Below are 19,229 nucleotides of genomic sequence, written 5' to 3'. Positions count from 1 at the left end.
GTGTAGCGCGTGCGACCTTTCCCCCACTCGACGTTAGCAGAGGTCTACCCATGAACATGATTACCCGTACCCTGGCGGCCACCACTCTGGCACTGGCCGTCCAGGCGGGCACGTCAGCCCAGGCAGCCGAGCCGCCGCATGTGGCCGCGATCAGCCCGGCCCGCACCGCCAGCACCATTACTACCTCCGACGGGGTACAGCTCTACTACAAGGATTGGGGCCCAAAGAACGGCCCCGTGGTGACCTTCAGCCACGGCTGGCCACTGGACTCGGACAGCTGGGATGCGCAAATGATGTTCCTGGCCAGCCACGGATACCGTGTGGTCGCGCACGACCGACGTGGCCATGGCCGTTCCAGCCAGCCATGGGACGGCAACGACATGGATCACTATGCCGACGACCTGGCCACGGTCGTCAATACACTGGACCTCAAGGATGTGACCATGGTGGGATTCTCCACCGGTGGAGGCGAAGTAGCGCGCTACGTGGGTCGCCATGGTACCGGTCGGGTGCGGAAGATCGTGTTGATCAGTTCGGTAACGCCCTTCATGCTCAAGACGGCGGACAACGAAGGCGGCGTGCCGATTGAAGTGTTCGACGGCATGCGTAACGGGCAGCTGGAGAATCGATCGCAGTTGTTCAAAGACGTCCCTAGCGGCCCGTTCTACGGCTACAACCGCCCCGGTGCCAAGCCCAATCAGGCATTGATTGATTCTTGGTGGGCGCAGGGCATGCTAGGTGGAAGCAAGAGTACCTACGACTCGGTTGCAGCCTTCTCGGCTACCGATTTTCGCGGGGACCTGAAGAAAATTGACGTGCCCACGCTGGTCATCCACGGCGACGACGACCAAGTTGTACCCATCAACGTCGGCGGCCGCATGTCGGCCCAACTGATCAAGGGTGCCAAGCTGATCGTCTACCCTGGTGCACCGCACGGTCTCACCGCCACCCACCAAGACAGGGTCAACCAGGACCTGCTGGCGTTCCTGCTGCAACACTGAATTACCGCAAGCGCCCGCAGGCGTGATGCAGCGCGGACATGGCCATCTCCGTGTCCGCGCCCCTCCGGAGAACGCAGACATGCATGTATCCAACACTCAACGATTGCTGCGTCTCGCACGCAGGACAAGCGGGGGCCTAGTGCTGGTTGCCCTCTATTCCACGGCGGTGGTTGCACTGTATCGGTGGACGGATGGACAGTGGATCAGCTTTCCATGGGGCCTGCTGGCGTTTCCTGGGCTGAGCCTGGCCGTATCCACTGGGTTCAAGGCCTTCCATCGTCGCAACCATCTTGCCTCTGGAGAGGCGACCTGGGCATCCATCCATGCCACCAGCCGGAACTGGGCGCTGCTGGCCCACGCCGCACTGGGCGACCAAGGGAACGCACAAACCCTGGTTGAGCGCCATCTGGTATGGCTTGCAGCATTGCGTCGGGAGCTGCGATGGAACGATACAGGGGAGCCGGTCGAACTCACTCGGGGCGTGGACGTTCGCAGTGGTCAGCAAGGCGCGGAGGGAGTGTTGCGATTGCAGAGTGCGGCGCTCAAGTCGCTGAGAGTGGAAGAGACGCTGGATCCAGCGTCTTTCAATGCACTGCACAGCCTGCTGCAGCAGATGCAAAGTCAGCGGGTCGATGCGATGCGATTCAGAGAGGATCCGGCTACCGGACGGCATTCAATCGTCGACACCGTACTGCTGTGGTCCTTCGGCCTGCTTCTGCCCTTCGGCTTGCTCGATGCGATGAGTCCGCTGATACTGTTTGACGATACATTTACTGCCACAGTTGCGTGCTGGGTCGTGGTTCCACTCGCGGCGCTGCTCCAAGGAATGTTCTTGGCCCTGCACAGCCTCGGGTCATGCAAGGCCTTGCCAGGCGATGCGGACCACGTCACATCCGCTGCCAACGCCTTTCAATCGCTCGAAAGCGAATTGAAGGCCTGGCCCAGCGGATCCGCGCAGGCCCGAGGCGGAAGGGCAACAGCGGCCTTATCGCATTGAGGCACGGCTGCATCGCATTCCTGTCGCATAAACGCGACGCCTGCGCCAGTTGCGATCTGCGATGGCAGCAGCCAACCGTCTGCAATTCGATCAGCCATGAAGTCTACGAACGCCCGTGTCCTAGATGGCATGTGCTGCCTGCTCTGATAACAGATGTAATGGCCTTGGTCATGAACTGCGTACCGATCAAGAAGCGGGACCAGTAACCCTGACGCCAGTGGCCTCGCCGCCAGGTACGCAGGAAGCTGCGCGACACCATGATCGTCGAGTACCGCCTGCAGTGCCAGCTCAGGGTCGTTGAAGGTTACCTGTGCGTTGGGCAGCATGCGCTGGATCCGGTCGTCAAGGTTGAATTCCCATTCGTCAATCCTGCCCGTGGCCAATCGCAGCGTGACGCAGTCATGTCGGGCAAGGTCTTCCAGCTGCATCGGCGTCCCACGACGTGCGAGGTAGCCCGGCGAGGCGTAGGTCTGAACGCACATGGGCACCATCCTGCGCGCAATCACCTGCGAATCGAGCAACCTTCCTTCAAGGAATGCAACGTCGACCCGGTCGACGGTGAAGTCGACCGGTTGGTCGTTCAATATTAGATCGACCGACACTTCAGGATATTCGTGCTGGAAAGCCCCGAGTAGGGGCGCAACGATGCGCCGGCCGAAGCCGACTGTCGATTGAATCCGGATGCGCCCACGAGGAGGGCCCGCTTTGAGGTCGCGCATCTCCTCCAGCGCCTGCACGATACGTTCGACGCCTTCATGGCAGCTTGCGTAGAAGGTGTTCCCGTCGGACGTCAACGTAGTTGATCGCGTCGTTCTATGGAACAGGCGTACGTCGAGCTGGCTCTCCAGTTTCTGGACGCTGCGGCTTACCGCAGACCGACCGATGCCCAGCCGGTTGGCTGCCTTCGAAAAGCTGCCATCTGTGACGACCGCAATGAATGCCACGATGCCTGAATAGGTGGTGGCGAAGGAGCCCGCCAGCGGATCGCCTAGCATCTGTTGGTGACGAGAGTTTTCCATGGAAGGGGGCCTGGTTAGGGACAGGACGCGCTGCCGCTAACGCTGCTGCGCCAGGCGTGGGTGCTAGATTGATGGCACCTGCGTGGGTGACGCCAGTCACGACGTGTAAAAGTGTGTAAAGGCACGCTGCAGACAACCCCGAGTGCACTTTCGTCGCTAGCTCTCGATACGCCGGAACAGCGCACTGGCGAGTCTTTCAATACGCTTCAACAGGGGCGCGCTATCGGTCCGGGGCCAGTTGGCGAGCACCTTGCGGACCACGCTGGACGCCTGCCGATGCTCGCCCCGCCTGATGAGCAGACGGGCCAAATCGTAGGAAGCGCGCCAGTGCCATGCCGCAGCACCCTGTTCCAATGCGACCGCCATGGCCTGATTCAGACATGCTTCGGCCTCTCCCAGGTTACCCTCGCGTGCGTGTCGCCTGGCCTCGCCGCGCCAGACCTCTGCGGCGCACCACGCGGACTCCCCCGCCAGCACCCTGGCCATCAGCGACGGTGCCACCCAGTCGACACTGAAGGTGGCAAGCATTTCCTGCCTTGGCACCTCGAAGCCGGGCAGCAGCTCGCGCACCTTGCGTCTATGCTCTGCAGCATCCTCGAACAACAGTCGCCACCCATCGTGGTACCACTCAGGGAAGCGCAGCCAGCCCCCTAGTCCGCGTCGCGTTGCTTCCTTGCGCATCAGCTCGATCCATTCACCGGCTAACTCCTTCTGGCCGGACCATAATGCGACCGGACATGCTCCAAATAGTGCCGCGCACAATGAAAGGGAATGCTTACTCTGTCGCGCACGTTCCACCATGCCGATTGCAGTTTCTAGGGCTTGAGCGAGGTCTCCCTGCAACCATTGGGTCCGCGACAGCATTGCATTCGCGGCGACAATCGGATCCACGCCCACCATGTTCGTCGGTGTGCGCGGCGCGTGCTCGCCTATTAGCAATGAGGCGTGGGAATGTGCCGAAGAAATCGCCAGCCGCCCAGAGAAGTGATTGGCCATCGCGCACGTGCGATGCGCAAGGTTCAATGCCGCAGCATCCCCCCAAGGCATAATTACTTGCATCAGTTCATCCGCATGCCGGAGCGCGAGTGGGTATTCGCCGCGGAACATTTCGTAGGTACACCGGCCCCACAGCGCCTGCAACTGGAACACAGGGGCCTCGGCCTGGCGTGCCGCCGAAATCGCCTTGAGCCAAAGCCCATCCAGCGATGGGCTGAGTGCATCGGTATGGAGCATTGCGACCAGCAGCGCGGTCGAGAGGGAGGCGGTGGCCATGGCGTCATCAGCGCGCCGTGACTCCATGGCGGCCAGGGTGGCGGCGACGCCATCGCGGTATTCAGCGAGCAGCGAAGCATGAAACCAGAGGGGCGAAGACGCAGCCACCAGTGCGGCCGCCACTTGCAGGTCGCCTGAATCGGCTAGGCTGTTGCGCAAGGCGAATCGGACATCGTCGAGCCTGTGCACGTGACGTTCGCCCCACTGCGCCTCCTCGATCAGCGGAAGTTCAGCCGTCGCTGCACGCATGGCATCAAGCATATGGGCGGCATGACGTTGCAGGAGCATGGGCTCTTCGCCGACGCGGGTAGCATGGGACGCCGCATAGGCCCGAGTAGTGTCCAGCAGCCGGTACGGCGCCACCTGAGAGCTGGGATCGAACATCACCAGCGATTTGTCGACGAGCGATGAGAGCGCATCCAGTGCGTCGTCAGGTTCGATCTTTCCCATGCAGATCGCTAGCGCCGCCTCCATATCGAAGCGCCCCCGGAACGCCGACAAGGCGCGCAGCAGCTGCGCCTCCTTTTCATCAAGTAGCGCCATGCTCCAGTCCAGTGCAGCAGCAAGACTCCGCTGGCGATCAAACGCACCGCGACGCCCTATCGAGAGCAACCGAGCGTGGTCCTGGAGGCGCAATGCCAGATCCCGCGCAGGCTGCTTCCCCAATTGTGCCGCAACCAGCTCTATGGCCAGTGGTACGCCCTGCAGTTGACGTGTGATGGCAGCCAGCGCTTCGGTATCGCCTTCGTTGAAGTCTGCTGCACCTGCAGCCTTGGCACGGGCCAACAAAAGTTCAGCAGCTGGCGACCGGGAAAGCTGCTCCAACGAGGTCGACCTGCCAGCCGGCAGATCTAGCCCCAGAAGTCTGATGAGCCGTTCACCGGGCAACTGCAGGGATTCGCGGCTGGTAGCCAGCACGCGCAATCCGGGAAGCCTGGACAGCAACCGATCAACCGTTGCCGCCAGCGGGCCCAGGACATGCTCACAGTTATCCGCCACCAACAGCACCGGCCGGCCCACGAGGTTGCTGTGGATTGCATCAATGGCATCGGACGCACCCGCAGGCACTCCAAGTGCCCGTGCAACTGCGTCCGGAACGTGTTCTGGTGACACCAGTGGAGAAAAGTCCGCGAACGCAGCTGGAATTCCCAACTCGGCCTGCAGCCGGACGGCCACACACACCGCAATGCTGGTTTTGCCTATTCCGCCCGGGCCGACGATGGTCACCAGACGGTTTACCTGCATCAGTGAGGCGACCTCATCCACTGTAGCCTGCCGGCCCACCAGTGTAGTCAGCCTTGACGGCAGTAAGGTAAGTGCTGGGTGGTTGGCGGTTTGACTGGTGACACTCGTACTGCTTCTCCTGCTGGTCAGCTGGCCGTTGAAACGGTAGCCGCGCAGCGGTACGTTGCTTATCCACTCTAGGCATCCGTCGCTCGGCAGTGGCGCGCCGAGCGCCTTGCGTATCAGCGAGATATGGACGCGGACGCTTGCGTCCTCGACCACGACGCCCGCCCAGACGGCTGAGAGCAGGTGGCGGTTGCCCACGAACTCCCCGGCGTGCTTCACCAGCAGCATGAGCAGTTCAAAGGATCGCGGACCGATCCTTACCGGGCTTCCGCGCACTTCTATCCGACGCTGCAATTCAGAGATCACAAGCGAACCAAACTGCCAAGCATCACCACCAGCCTGCGGCGGGTGATCGCAAGGCTGGCCTGCCATGTTGGTCTCCACGCACCCTCCCATCGCGATTGGGCTAGACCTGGCAAGAGTACACCCGTAGGGAGGTTGGCCTTTGGGTGTGCTGTCGATGCTGCAGCTGATCGATCGGCCTGCCTACCCAGGCAGATCCATGGCCCCAGGGCCCCACCCATTCATGAATACCCTAACGACCGAATCTACGTGCGTAGCAATCCGCTCAGGAGAGACTGCCGAAGAATCCCCGAACAATGCCTCGAGGTACAGGTCGCCGCAAAGCATCGAAACAAATGAACGCGCTGCCTGGCTTGCAGAGCCATCGGCCAGCCCCCCTGCATTGATTGCGCCTAAGAAAATCCCCGCAAACGCCGCCGTGACGCGCCCTGGACCCTGCCGCCAGAACACATGCGCGGCCGCAGGGAAGTGTGGCGCCTCCACGATGAACGCCCTGCACAGACTGATCATGGAAGGATGCACTAGGTAGCCCATTAGATCCCTGCCTGCACGCTTCAGGGATTCTTCGAGCGATTCGCCCTGCATCCTATGCATGCCGGTTAAGGCCGCGCGCATCTCCTCCTGGGCGAGCTGGCGGGTGTATCCCGCCAGGAACTCGGGCAACTCCACCCGCGAAGTTCCGGGCTCCGCGGCCAGACGAACCCGAAGGCCATTCGGTGTCCAGGTCCGGTAGCCCCGCCCGAGCAGGAAGGCGACCAGTACGCTGCAATTGGCCCAGCCACGCATCTGGCTTGCATTCCCGGGAACGTGCTCGGTAGCGCACATGATGGCGCCGGCCGCACCCCAGCGCAGGTACCTCATCGCCTGATCGAGGGTGAGGACCCGGATCATCATCCGCGTCCACCATGGCTCAACGATCAACCATTCACCGCCCCCGAGCGGGCGCATTGCATATACATGCTTGTACCTTGCATGCGCAAAGCTATGCCACCATTGCTTGCGCAACCCAGGCACGAAGCACACGAACCACTCCACTGCAGGGGAAGAAATCGGGGCACCGTCCTGGTCTACGTTGATTCCCAACGCCGGCGCGGAGTATTGGCCGCCCCGCGTTGCCAATGCACTGCGGCGCTGCGGCCTAGGCGGCAGCATATGCATGCGGCGCCTCCTGACAGACTCCTGCACAGAACAGATCGACAATCCTGCGAATGTCGACCCGGTCATCGTCGCTTCGCTCCGGGCAGGGCCAGCCCAGCATGTCAGCCACGTGCCACCCGCCGCGCAGCAGTGCAAGCAGGTGGCTGGCCATCTCCCGCTCATCCGTCGGCTCCACCACACCTGCATCTTGCGCCAACCGAAGGAAGCGTCCAAGCGCCTCGTTGACCGCCGCTGGTCCTGCCTGGAAGAACAGATTTCCCGATTCGCGGCTGCGCGCGCTCTCGCCGAGACCCAGGCGATAAAGCTGCGCCAATGCCCCTCCCGTGTTAGCCGCGACAAAGCGACTTGCGAATTCTCGCAGCACAACCTTCATGTCAGCCGCTGTCGCACAAGCGCGCAGCGGTGCAACGAGGAAAGATGCGTAATGCCCGGCAAGGGCAAGCACCATCCCGCCCTCGCATCCAAAAGCAGCAGATATCTCTTTTCGTGAGATCCCGACCGCTTCGGCGACGCTGCCGGGGTCGCTGAGTGATGCGTCACCTGTCTGCAGCGCTTCTGTCAGCCGTTCCAGAATAGCTTTCTGGTAGCCCGAGATAGCTACGGCCGGCGATGGAGATGGCTTGTACATGGTTGAGTTCCTGTTGAATGGCACGGGCCACGTGGGTCATCACCGTGGCTTCCTATACGACGAATGCTATATATCCGCCGGCGCATCCACTAGGTGCTTATTCCTCAGTACGTTGTTTCATCGTAGGAATCACAACTGTGCCTGGAGGTGTGGATTGTTGCGTGCCGCTCAACAGGGCGCGTCCCTCTAGTGGCCTTATCCACGAAGGCCGGTGGCGCGAGACTACGCACATGTGCCTACGCACCTTACAAGGACGGCCTTTCAGCGCCGAGTCGATGTCATGATGAACCCCGAGAAGCGTTTCCGTTTGTGGATGTCCACATGCCTGGCAACCGCCGTGGCCGCCTTTGCCTACTTCTTGATCGCTGACATCCACATGCCTATATCGGCAGACGCACGCCTGATCTATCGCGTCACCCAGGTTTCTCCCGAAGTTAATGGTCGGGTGGTCAGGGTCGCGGTCGCGAATAACCAGCGTGTGCAGCGGGGTGATCTGCTCTTCGAGATTGATCCGCTCGTATACCGCAATGCCGTTCAGAATGCGGAGCTACAGCTTGAGCAGGCCGTCCAGAGCAATGCGGAACTGGATGCCGCAATCGCAAGCGCGGCCTCGCAGGTCAATCGGGCCCAGGCGCAGTACCAGGACGCCGAACGTGAGCACGGCCGCTTCCGGCTTCTGTCCAAGGAGGGCTTTGTCTCACGCGCGGCCTTAGACAAGGCCGAAGCCCAAAGCGTGACCGCAAGCGCCGAGCTGGAGGCCGCACGGGCCGCCCTGCAGGCCGCAAAGGTTCGTCGCGGTAGCGCCGGGGAGCAGAGCCTGCGGTTGCGGCTTGCCCACAACGCCTTGGCCAACAGTCGTATCGACCTGACCCGCTCAAAAGTGACCGCGCTCGAACCGGGTGTCGTCAGCAACCTCCAACTGGAGGCTGGCACCTACGCGCAGGCCGGTGTGCCCAGGTTGGCATTGGTCAGCACCTCCCCACAGCTCCATGCGGATTTCCGTGAAAAGTCCCTGCGAGGGGTTGCCGCAGGCACTTTGGCGGAGGTTGCGTTTGACGCATTACCGGGCTTGGTATTCAAGTCCGAGGTTACGTCGCTGGAGCCAGGCATCGCCGACGGCCACATCGTTGCAGATGGCCGCCTTGCCAGTCCTGACCATAGTGATCGCTGGCTGCGTGATGCTGAGCGGGTCCGTGTCAACCTCAGGTTGCTCCAATCTCCCCCTGTCCAGCTGATGTCGGGCGCCCGTGCAACCGTCCAGCTTCATACCGGGACTGGAGGCGTGAGGCTATGGCTTGGCCACGCCCAGATTCAGTTCGTCAGCTACCTGCACTATGTCTACTGACGCGATGCCACCTGCTGCAGCCGGTGCCGTCGATGTGGCCGGATGGCGCCAAGCCTGCCGGATGACGGCGGCCAGCGCGGCCTGCCTCTTTCTAGCCAAGGTAATGGACTGGCCCTATGCCGCGTTCTTCGCGGTTTACCCAATCCTGCTGTTGGGACTGGTACCCGTCTGCAACCTTCGCATCTTTGCCCAGTTCGGCGTCTCCAGCCCGGTAGCGATCATGATGTCAGGCATGCTAGCCATACTAGGGAACGTCTCGCCCTACCTAGCCAGTCTGATCTTCGGGCTCTTTGCAGCAGGGTGTTTCACGCTGATGGCCAAAGGAACCTGGTTTCTCGTGGGCGCGCTGTCGCTTGTTTCCACCTCGATTCTCGTCCACCTGGCAAGCTACCCACAGATCGACGGCGACATGCTTAAGACGGCGCAGTTGTTGGCCACGTTCGTCGCGATCATTGCTTCGCTGCTTGTCCACGCCGCTTTTCCCGAGCGTAGGGCAGCACCTGCCCCCCCGACGCCGGCACCTGCCGAGCGGCCGCAGCGGATCGCGCTGGGAGCACTCTGCGCGACTGCGTCGTACATCGCGTTTCAGCTGCTCGACCTTCCCGATTCGCTGTCTGCCCAAGCTGCGACGGTACTCGTACTGTTCCCCATGACGCTCAGCGCAGGGCGCAGGGCGTCGTGGCAGCGCGCCCTAGGCACGCTTGCCGGCTCTGCCTGTGCCCTTGCATCGGAGCTGCTGCTGCACGCGCACCCTGGAAACCTCCTGCTGCTGTTGAGCCTGTACGTTCCCGGCCTACTCTACTTCGGACTTATGCATGCGCGTGAACGCGCCGGACCGGCCGTTGGCTTGGCCGCGGCGACTGCGCTTGCTGTATTGGCCGGCCAACTTACTCCCGACGGAGACATTATTGGAACGTCGCTGTATCGGTTCTCGTCGGTAGCGGTGGCGCTGGGCACCACGCTACTTTTCATGTTTGTGGTGGACACTTGGCTGTCCGCACTCTTCCGCGCTGGGACCGCCGAAGAGCGCGGCCGTCGATGAAGCGCATGTTGATCTGGACTTCCGTGGTTTTGGCGGCAGCACTGGCTGTGATGCTCGGCGGTCTTCTGCTCATTGACGAGGTCGCACCGGCAGCGACCGGCATGCCCGGCTACGCGCTTCCAGTGCAGTCTGCCGACACAGCTATCGACCGCGATCTGGCGCCCTTGCTTGCGGCCCATCCAGGTGAGACTGGCGCAATCTTTCTGGCCGACGGACTGGATGCCTTTGCTGCGCGCGCGATAACCGCGCTGAACGCCGGCCGCAGCCTCGATCTGCAGTATTTCATCTGGCGCGACGACATGGCGGGCCGGCTGCTGGCGCGCAAGGCATACGATGCAGCGCAGCGCGGTGTCCGCGTGCGGATTCTGCTCGATGACATGAATGCCTCCGGGCTGGACCCATACCTGCTCGCCATGGACGCACACCCGAACATAGAGCTCCGACTGTATAACCCGCTTCGCAATCGAAAAAGTGGTTGGCGTGCTCTGGAACTGGTGCGCCGCGCGATGACGATGACTCATCGAATGCACAACAAGGCATGGATCGCGGACGGTCGCGTGGCGATCATCGGTGGTCGCAACATCGGCGAGCAGTACTTTAGTGCGGATTCCAAGATGAACTTCCGGGACCTTGACCTGCTACTGCTAGGGCCGGCGGTATCGCAGGCGAGCTTGATCTTCGACGACTACTGGAACAGCTCCGCAGCGATTCCGGTCGGTACGCTCGGCAGTCGTGGACCGGAGGCCGTGCGTACGCTGCTCGAAGGGGTGTATCGCGATGCCGGAAGTGCGGGCGCAATGCGCTATCTCGCGCGCGTGGCAGATTCCCATCTGATGAGTGCGCTCCATGACAGAGGCCTGCAGCCTCATTGGAGCCCCAGCATCCAAGTCGTCGCCGACCCGCCGCTGAAGCTGTCGGGCGACAACCACGCCCAGTGGCTGGTGGCGCGGCTTGCGCCGATGATCTCCGGCGCTGGCAGCGAAGTGATGGTGATCTCGCCCTACTTTGTGCCTGGCGAGGACGGCACCACGCTTCTCGCCGCCGTGGGTAGCCGTGGCGCGCAAGTCAGCGTAGTTACCAACTCACTTGCGGCGAACGATGTCTCTGCAGTGCACAGCGGCTATGCAGTCTACCGTAAACGTCTCCTGCAACTCGGCGTTCACCTTTACGAGCTGCGTGGCGAGGCTCAGGCGCATGCGCAGGCGGCACCGGCGTACTTCGGCAAGCGAGCCAGCCTGCACACAAAGGCTTTTGTCTTGGACGGGACCCGTGGTTTCGTTGGGTCCTTCAACATCGACCCGCGGTCGAAGAACCTGAATACGGAGATGGGGGTACTGTTCGATGACCCCGACATGGGTCGTGCGCTTCGCACCGAATTCCTTCGCTTGGCCACGCCCGACCTTAGCTACCAGCTGTCGTGCAGCCGGAATGGCGAGTTACGTTGGCGCGACGGAACACGACAACCGGCCGTCATGCTGGAACAGGAGCCTGATGCCGGACCATGGCGCCGTGCGCTGGCGCGCGTGGCCGGCTGGTTGCCGATCGAGTCGCAACTATGACTGCGATGCAGTCGATCGAAGGCCTTGACTCATGGCTTGCTTGGGCCGCACGCGCCGGAGCGGCGCACCATAGCTCGCTGCAATCCTGGTTACGCTGCGCCACGGCGGCCTACCGTACGCTTAACGCGTGCACGGAGGGCCGTACAGATGCAGCCGCAGCCCTGCTGACGCGGTGCACGGAAAGGGTTCTTCTGCAGCTGCTTAAGGAACACTCCGGTGGGTGGGCCGCAGGGCCGGTCGACGTCGGTGGTACGCGCCTGCTGCTGGAGTTTCGCCGGGTTCCGCAAGTCGTGCAGGCACCGGTTAGACTCAGGCTGGCCAGTGACCTGTCGATGGCCGCGTTTGGCGGCCAACGGTACGGATACCCAGGTTTCGGGGTTCCGTTGGCCACGCTGTCCTCGTACGGGGGAACCTCGCCCCAGGCGATGCTGCAGCCGCATTCTGGCGCCTTTCGCAATCTCACCTCATGGATCGAACCCGACCTGCGCGATCCGCATGGGCCCCTGCGGTTGGTCCTGGCCGACCCGCAACGAACCCCCAATGTTTCCGTGGGCGGCTGCACATTGACGCTGGCTCGAGATACTTCTGCTGCCTATGCTTGGGCTATGCAGGTTTCCAACTTGGCGCGCAAAGGTGTGTGGGGGCTACTGGGCGGCCGCCAGATACGCGATAGAGTGGGCGTGTTCTTGCTTGATGACTATGATCCTGCCAAGCGCCCACTTTTAATGATCCACGGCCTGGGTAGTATTCCGCTTATCTGGGCGCATCTCACCAATGCGGTGTGGGGCTCAGATGACCTGCGCGCCCGCTATCAGGTATGGCAGGTGGTCTATGAAACCGACCTTCCCCTGTTAGCAGCGCGTTCGCGCATTCATGAGTATCTGCAGGAAGCATGGAACGTGCTCGATCCGGGCGAAACTGCGCCGGCCCGAACGCAGATGGTGCTGGTCGGGCACAGCTTGGGAGGCGTGATTGCACGGTTGCTGTGTGTCGACAGCGGGGAAGGCCTGTGGAACGCCGCCTTCGCGGTGCCGCCCGAGGCGCTCATGGCCAGCCCCAGCGATCTAGACAAGGCTACAAGCGTCTTCCGATTCGCCGCCCATCCCGGCATCGCGCGCGCAGTCTTCCTTGCTGCACCACACCGTGGTGTCAGTACGGCCATTGAGCTGGACCACCTAAGCAGTTTACTGATTCCCCGACGCGCCCCTGAAGTATTGGCATTGCGCCGGATCGCACGTGCAAACCCTGGAGCGATACAGCCCACGATGCGTCGTGCGCTATTGCAAGGTTGGATCAACAGCGTCGCCACATTGCAGGCGGACCATCCCGTGCGGATGGCGACGGAATTGCTCCTGCCGCCCAAGAATGTCCAGTATCACACCATTGCCGGCGTAAAGGCGGGCCTCGGAAAGCAGACCGACGGTATGGTGCCGCTGGACAGTGCAATCATCCCCGGCGCCGAGTCGTCGCTGGTAGTGGGGGGCAGCCATCACCTGTACGACAGCCCGGAGGTCATTGCCGAGGTCGTGCGGATCCTCCGTGAGTAATTCCAGAGGCCCAGGGTCCGCGTCCGACAACATCATCGTACTGGGGTATCGCCCGACCTGAAACGGTCGATCAGATCATGAAGAAAAGGTAGAGGTGGGGTGATGTCTGCTTCTGGCCGATAGCAGCCGCTGCTGGCCAGAGACAGCAGCTTGAAGGAGTCTATGAATCTATGGTGGATTCAGGCCCGCGCTGCTGGTTATCGCACTATCATCGCCCAAGATCGTCCAACGTCGTCCGCTTCACATCGGCTCAAAATGTGAGTCAGAAAGCGAGTCAAGTATCAGTTTAGGTAAGGCGAATGTTTGTAAAAACAGAGATATACGCTAGCTATTCGTGAGCTGGTGGGCACCACACCGGCGTCTCCTGGCGCCCGGCATCCCTGCGATCTACTTCGCTCACCTCGGCGCATCCCGAACCACAGACGCGCGCTGTTGGATGACGATCGCGCTTCCAAACAACCCCTCCATGGGCCACGGCACCTCGCCGCAGCGAGTACCGTAGCCATACTTCCCATCCCATGACTTCTGCCACTACAGTCTGACTACATCTGTAGTTACGCTGTCTCCGTTGCCGGAGGAATGCGCATGCGCTTGAAATCATGGTGGATGGCACTGAGCTGCCTGGTGTGTTGCAACGCCTCGGGCCCAGGTGGGCTGACACGTACGGCCGGGAGATCACCAGCCGAGGGATCAAACTTACGGATCTGTTCGATCAGGTGCGCGGGCCGGTCGCCGCCTATGCTGCCACGGGTTACATGGGCCAGTATCTGGTCGTGGTTCCAGAGACATCCCTGGTCGGGGTCCGCCAGATCGCGCGCAAGGAGGGACACGATTTCGCCGTCGACGACTATGCGATGTTTGCCGCCGACGTGTTGACCTTGTCCAAAGCACTGTAAGACGTTCGAGCCCATCTCCCCTGCAAGTGCGGCGCCCAGCTCGAAGGCCGTGGACACGGCGCCGAGCGTCACATTGAAGCGGCCGGTTCGCTGGGGCAGGTCGCTGATGATGATGGGGGGCAATGCACGGAAGATCTCCGCACCGACGTCAGGCCCGTGTCCTGAAAGCGCCCGCCCGCGGGCGCCTCGCGTCAATGTGACCGCCCGCCCACCGGGTCAAGCGCGGCACTCGGCAAACAGGTCCAGATCACGCTGGTAGACCTTGCTGCGGATATCGAACAGCCCCAGCAATGAGTGGTAAACGTTGTCGTGACTGTACGCCGTGCCCTCGGCGCGGTTCCGCAGGCAGGCCAGATTGAGGTTTGCATGGTGTGCGAACGCTGGCGAGAACCACATCACCATCGGGACGCGGGTCTGCTCCTGAGGCGCAATGAGGTAGGGCGTGCCGTGCAGGTACATGCCGCGCTCGCCGAGTGACTCGCCATGATCGGAGACGTAGATCATGGCTACGTCCCGCTGCTCCGAATAGCCCTGCAGCAGGTCAATGGTCCTGCCCAGCATGCGGTCGGTGTAGACCAGCGTGTTGTCGTACGTATTGGTCAGCGCGGCGTTGGTGCACTTCTGGATCTGGTTGCTGTCGCAGGTCGGGGTGAAGACGTTGCCGTCGGCAGGGTAACGCTCGAAGTAGGTTGGGCCGTGGCTGCCCAGCTGGTGGAGCACGATCAGGCCGTCCCCCTGCATGGCGTCGATGCGCGCGTCCAGCTGATGCAGCAGCACTTCGTCGTAGCAGGTGCCGTCCTTGTTGACACACTGCCCGGCCACCTTGAAGGCCGGCATGTCGTCGGTGGGCACGCGCGCGCACACGCCTTTGCAGCCGCCATTGTTGTTGTTGCGCCAGAGGATGTTCACACCGGTGCGCTTCAGGATATCCAGGAGGTTCTCTTCCGTCGCCGCACCTACGTCATCGTACTGGGTGCGTGTCATTCTGGAGAACATGCAGGGCAGGGAGATGGCCGTGGCCGTGCCGCAGGATGAGACGTTCTTGAAGGCGATGATGTCGCTTCGATTTGACAGCACGGGATTGGTGGCGCGCGGGTAGCCGTTGAGCTGGAAGTTCTGCGCACGCGCGGTTTCGCCCACCACGGCAATCACCAGTCTGGGACGCCTGCCCGTGCTCGTCGGCGGACGGGTGGCATCCTCGGCGACGCGCTGCAGCGGCCGTGACACCGCCATGTACTTGCGCTTGAGATAGCCGTTGGCATGGCGCACGAAGTTGACCGGTAGTACCTGGTCCCTGAGCTCGCGGTTGTTGCGCAGCAGGGAGGCATAGTCCTTGTAGAACACCATGGATATCACGGTCAGGATCGCCAGGATCGCCAGCACGTTGACCACCATCCAGGAGGCGGTCTGCAGCACGCTCCCGCTGCGGATGCGCAGCGACATCATCGCGGCGGCTGGCAGCACGCCCAGCAGTACGATGGTGAGCAACAAGGGGATGGAGAAGTAAGACCCGAGCTCGGCCTGGTTGGTTTCGAACACGTTCTGCACCATGCTGCGGTCGATCAGCACGTTGTAGTGCAGCATGAAGTAGGTGCTCGCGGCGCTGATGATCACCAGCAGTGCCAGCAATGGTCTGCGCAGGTAGGGCAGCGCAAGCACCGGCATGAGCAACAGGTTGAACAGGCAGAAGAAGAAGACCGGCAGGCTCAGGAAGAACAGTATGCCGCGTACGCTGTCGAATTCCGCGTGCCTCCATAGCGCCTGCCACAGTGCAACGTTGCCAACGGTGGTGAAGAACAGTGCGACTATCCATGTCAGCTGCACCGGGTTGAGTCGCACGAACACAAGACGCTGAAACACGCGCATTCTTCCAATGAATGAAAAGTGCGCGCAGTATCAGAATGTGTTTATCAGGAAGTTGTCAGGTGCACTGCCTGATGTTCTTCTGCGCTCTATCCGAGCAGGATGACCGCCCATACGACGCCCACCATCAACAGCGCCGTTGCTTGTGCGGTGCTGCCCATGTCCTTGGCATTCTTCGACAGCGGGTGAAGCTCGAGCGAGATGCGATCGACAACGGCCTCGATGGCGGAGTTGAGCAGCTCCACGATCAGGCTGATGAAGCTGACGGCCAGCATCAACGCCCGCTCCACCGGGCTGACATCGAGCACAAACGTGCCTCCCATCAGAACGCCATGCAGAACGAGCAGCTGTCTAAAAGCGGCTTCGCCCCGCACGGTCGCGAGGAGCCCGTCCCGCGAGTGGATCACGGTGTGGACAATCCGGTTGAATCCGGTCCTGCCGTGGCGAAACTTGCCGGCTCCCTCCGGGTCTGACCAGTGCATCTGCATCTCCTGCATGTATTGATGGGTGCGCAGGATGGGAGAGACGGCGTCAGGAAGCTGTCAGGAAGGGGCGCTAAAGCACTTGGTTGCCGCAATGCGGTCGAGCCTATTGTTGCTGACCCTGCGTGCCGGACATGTCCAGCGTGAAGCGGCAACCGCTCTCCGAGCTCTCCACGGCCATGCGCCAGTCCAGGTGGTCCACGATCCGTTGCACGATCGACAGGCCAAGCCCTTCGCCGCTCTGGCGCAGACTGGGTGCAAAGCGCTGGAACTGCTGGGGATCCATGCTGGGTGGCAAACCCGGACCGGTGTCCACGATGGACAGTGTGGCGCCCCGCACGGCGATGCAAATCTCGCCCTTGTCGGTGTACTGGCAGGCATTGCGCAGCAGGTTCCAGAGCACGCTGCGCGCCAGTTCGGCGTTGGTGTGGATGCAGGGGTCCTGCGGTGCATCCAGCAGCAGGACGACCGGCTTGCCCGCCAGCCAAGGCGGGCAGCGCGTCATGCATTCCTCGATCAACGGACGCAGTGGCACGTTCTCCTTGGCAAGACCCTGTGGGTCACGCGAGAGCAGCAACAGGCAGGACAGCTGGCGCTGCATTTCCTGCGTGGTCCGAACGATCCTCTCGCCGCTCGCTCGCAGGTGGCTGTCCTCGGGCAGCTGGTGAACGATGGTCTCGGCCGCGCCGGAAATGATGGCCAGGGGCGTGCGCAGTTCATGACTGGCATCCCCCACGAAGCATCGTTCACGCTGCAGGTACTGCTCCGCCTCGTCGCTGTGCTGTGCGAAGGCGCGCGCCAGTACCCCGATCTCGTCGCGCGCCTCCTGGAAGGGAAATGGTGTCTGCCCGCGCTGCACCGCATCGGCCAGCAGGGTGATGGGGGCGATGACGCGCGCTGCGGTCAGCCGCCCGATCCAGAACGCGCAGAGGATGCACAGCAGCATGACCACGAGCGCATACCCATCGATCACGTGCTCCAGATACTGGTACCGCTCGGCATCCTGGCGGAGGTAATAACGTTGGTCGCCTAGGTCGAACACCAGCAGATGCCAGACGTCGGGCGGGTCGGCACTGTAATAGCCCGGTGTATACGGGCGCAGGGCATCGGGCACGTTTCGCGCATCATATAGTTCACTGCCTGGGGACAGCGCAGGCGGAATGCCTTCGGCAAGGTCGGCCTGCAGGCGGTCCATCTCGTCGTGCAGGCTTCTGGAGATGACGTAGGCCCTGAGCTCGTCATAATCCAACTGCTCGGCGGCGACCACGAAGCCCATGACGGCCACCATCAGCAGTACGAACGACACGGTGATACGCGTTCTGAGCGTCATCTGGCGGTAGATCGTTGTCATGACGGCAACTGCCCTCCTCGGGTTGTCATTCCGGGACAGACGTCGTTGGCGCACTCAGGCGCCATCCGATGCCGTGCACCGTCTCGATGAGCGGATACGTGAAGCTCTTGTCCGCATGCTGCCGAAGCTCATGGATATGGGTCCGCAGCGCACCGCTTTCCGGTGGATGGTCGCCCCACAGCAGGTATTCCATTTCCTGCTTCCTGACCACCCCGGGCGCGGCCCGCATCAGGCACAGCAACAGCTTGTGGGTGCTGGGGGTCAGCGTAATGGTCTGGCCCTGCCGCCACGCCTGCGGTGCACGGGTGTCCACCCGCAGGTCCTGCCAGGTCAGCGTGCCTTGGACGCTGCGGCCCTGGGCACGGCGCACCAGCGCCTGGATGCGTGCATCGAGTTCTACCAATGAGAAGGGCTTGACCAGATAGTCGTCCGCGCCCAGTGCAAAGCCCTGCACGCGGTCGTCCACCGGATCGCGCGCGGTCAGCATGATTACCGGTACGGGATTCTGGAATTCCTGGCGAAGCTTGTGGCAGAGCGTCATGCCGTCCAGCCGCGGCAGCATCAGATCCAGCAGGATGGCGTCGTAGTCATTCCCGGTTGCCAGGCGCAGGCCCGCGGCGCCATCGCGTGCATCGTCGAGCACATAGCCCAGCGGCTCCAGGAATGCGTACAGGTTGGCCACCAACTCGGGGTTGTCCTCGATGATGAGCAGGCGTGTCATGGTGCAGTGGGATCCGTGAGCATGGGCGAACTGTGCGGGATCGCCGTAGTGTTGCCAAGCACTCCGGTCAATCAGGGGCACCGCATCGCCAGCTACGGCAGCGCGCGGAAGCGCGCGGAAGTGCCGGGATCGCAACGGACGCAAGCCTTACCTCAACAGCGATGGCGCCTGGTCGATCCGCCACGAACCATTCAACGCAAGCACCACCGCGAACGTTCCGCACAGCAACACGTCGGCCTCGTTGTTGTCGCGCAGGGAGCGATCCGCCCCCGGCAGCATGAGTACCTCCACCTCGCCGATGAAGTCATGTCGCTCGTGATGTCGGGCGCGCACCATCACGCGATACGGCCCGCACAGTGTGCGCACCACCGGACGGCTGCCTGCGGCCCGTGCCGCCTTGATCAGGTCGATCACGTTGCCGCGCGGCATGCGCCAGACGATCCGCTCGGGTTGGCCGAACCACTCCAGCGCCTTCACCTCGCGGGTGTGAAGGGCGCGCTTGGCTGGCGTGCGGCTCAAGGCCAGCGCTGCGCGGCGGCTGCGCAAGGCAATCCACAGCATGCTGCCCACGATGAACAGCCCGGCGGCCAGCAGGTACACGAACACCAGCCCAAACCAGGGTGAGCTGTTGGGGATACCGAACAGCATGGCAAAGAAGATGAGCAGCATCATCCCCTTGAGCCACTCGACCTTGG

16 protein-coding genes are annotated in these 19,229 nt (G+C 62.3%); 6 read left to right on the top strand and 10 right to left on the bottom strand.

Translation table 11 applies throughout. The features are described 5' to 3' along the window. Window positions 1-50 precede the first annotated feature (50 nt). Window positions 51-1,001: an alpha/beta hydrolase gene (locus ABE546_RS05825; protein ID WP_038686024.1), complete on the top strand. Its 951-nt coding sequence runs from the start codon at window positions 51-53 to the stop codon at window positions 999-1,001. A 79-nt stretch (window positions 1,002-1,080) separates the two neighbouring features. Further along, window positions 1,081-1,998, top strand: coding sequence for a bestrophin family ion channel (locus tag ABE546_RS05820; protein ID WP_185753443.1), 918 nt, complete (start codon window positions 1,081-1,083; stop codon window positions 1,996-1,998). Here ABE546_RS05820 and ABE546_RS05815 read toward each other — a convergent pair. The 4 genes from ABE546_RS05815 to ABE546_RS05800 all read right to left on the bottom strand — a co-directional run bounded on the left by ABE546_RS05815 (window position 1,911) and on the right by ABE546_RS05800 (window position 7,728). After that, the gene (locus tag ABE546_RS05815) at window positions 1,911-3,017 is read right to left on the bottom strand and encodes a LysR family transcriptional regulator (RefSeq protein WP_081797126.1); all 1,107 of its coding nucleotides are present in this window, start codon (window positions 3,015-3,017) and stop codon (window positions 1,911-1,913) included. The two genes, ABE546_RS05820 and ABE546_RS05815, sit on opposite strands and share 88 nt — an antisense overlap. Window positions 3,018-3,173: 156 nt before the next feature. Beyond that, complete coding sequence (locus ABE546_RS05810) at window positions 3,174-6,023, bottom strand: winged helix-turn-helix domain-containing protein (RefSeq protein WP_346462927.1); 2,850 nt, start codon at window positions 6,021-6,023, stop codon at window positions 3,174-3,176. A 102-nt stretch (window positions 6,024-6,125) separates the two neighbouring features. Further along, window positions 6,126-7,100 carry a TetR/AcrR family transcriptional regulator C-terminal domain-containing protein gene (locus ABE546_RS05805; RefSeq protein WP_185753444.1) on the bottom strand — a complete coding sequence of 325 codons (975 nt, stop codon included), beginning with the start codon at window positions 7,098-7,100 and terminating at the stop codon, window positions 6,126-6,128. After that, on the bottom strand, window positions 7,081-7,728 hold the full coding sequence (locus ABE546_RS05800; protein ID WP_185753445.1) for a TetR/AcrR family transcriptional regulator C-terminal domain-containing protein: 648 nt from the start codon (window positions 7,726-7,728) through the stop codon (window positions 7,081-7,083). Before ABE546_RS05800 ends, ABE546_RS05805 begins: the two co-directional genes overlap by 20 nt. Before the next feature lie 283 nt (window positions 7,729-8,011). Here ABE546_RS05800 and ABE546_RS05795 point away from each other — a divergent pair, with 283 nt between their 5' ends. The 4 genes from ABE546_RS05795 to ABE546_RS05780 are packed head-to-tail and all read left to right on the top strand — an operon-like array spanning window position 8,012 to window position 13,221. Next, the gene (locus ABE546_RS05795) at window positions 8,012-9,073 is read left to right on the top strand and encodes an HlyD family secretion protein (protein ID WP_306987425.1); all 1,062 of its coding nucleotides are present in this window, start codon (window positions 8,012-8,014) and stop codon (window positions 9,071-9,073) included. After that, entirely contained in the window at window positions 9,063-10,115 is a 1,053-nt protein-coding gene (locus tag ABE546_RS05790) for a DUF2955 domain-containing protein (protein ID WP_081797128.1), read from the top strand. Before ABE546_RS05795 ends, ABE546_RS05790 begins: the two co-directional genes overlap by 11 nt. Further along, entirely contained in the window at window positions 10,112-11,674 is a 1,563-nt protein-coding gene (locus tag ABE546_RS05785) for a phospholipase D family protein (protein ID WP_346462926.1), read from the top strand. Before ABE546_RS05790 ends, ABE546_RS05785 begins: the two co-directional genes overlap by 4 nt. Further along, window positions 11,671-13,221: an alpha/beta hydrolase gene (locus ABE546_RS05780; RefSeq protein WP_346462925.1), complete on the top strand. Its 1,551-nt coding sequence runs from the start codon at window positions 11,671-11,673 to the stop codon at window positions 13,219-13,221. Before ABE546_RS05785 ends, ABE546_RS05780 begins: the two co-directional genes overlap by 4 nt. 554 nt (window positions 13,222-13,775) lie before the next feature. Here the strand turns inward: ABE546_RS05780 and ABE546_RS05775 are convergent. The 6 genes from ABE546_RS05775 to ABE546_RS05750 form a co-directional block, all read right to left on the bottom strand. After that, window positions 13,776-14,240, bottom strand: a complete 465-nt coding sequence (locus tag ABE546_RS05775) for a hypothetical protein (protein ID WP_346462924.1) — start codon at window positions 14,238-14,240, stop codon at window positions 13,776-13,778. 93 nt (window positions 14,241-14,333) lie between these two features. Further along, window positions 14,334-15,983 carry a phosphoethanolamine transferase EptA gene (eptA, locus tag ABE546_RS05770; protein WP_346462923.1) on the bottom strand — a complete coding sequence of 550 codons (1,650 nt, stop codon included), beginning with the start codon at window positions 15,981-15,983 and terminating at the stop codon, window positions 14,334-14,336. 86 nt (window positions 15,984-16,069) lie between these two features. Then, complete coding sequence (locus tag ABE546_RS05765) at window positions 16,070-16,462, bottom strand: diacylglycerol kinase (protein ID WP_346462922.1); 393 nt, start codon at window positions 16,460-16,462, stop codon at window positions 16,070-16,072. Window positions 16,463-16,568: 106 nt separating this feature from the next. Next, entirely contained in the window at window positions 16,569-17,813 is a 1,245-nt protein-coding gene (locus tag ABE546_RS05760) for an ATP-binding protein (RefSeq protein ID WP_346462993.1), read from the bottom strand. A gap of 25 nt (window positions 17,814-17,838) precedes the next feature. Beyond that, entirely contained in the window at window positions 17,839-18,534 is a 696-nt protein-coding gene (locus ABE546_RS05755) for a response regulator transcription factor (protein WP_179460392.1), read from the bottom strand. 147 nt (window positions 18,535-18,681) lie between these two features. Then, complete coding sequence (locus tag ABE546_RS05750) at window positions 18,682-19,206, bottom strand: hypothetical protein (RefSeq protein WP_313219522.1); 525 nt, start codon at window positions 19,204-19,206, stop codon at window positions 18,682-18,684. Between the last annotated feature and the right edge of the window lie 23 nt (window positions 19,207-19,229).

The organism is Stenotrophomonas sp. TWI377, from assembly GCF_039674525.1.
Lineage (GTDB): Bacteria > Pseudomonadota > Gammaproteobacteria > Xanthomonadales > Xanthomonadaceae > Stenotrophomonas.
The sequence above is the reverse complement of the archived record's forward strand: the minus strand, read 5'-3'. Positions and strand labels throughout refer to the sequence as shown.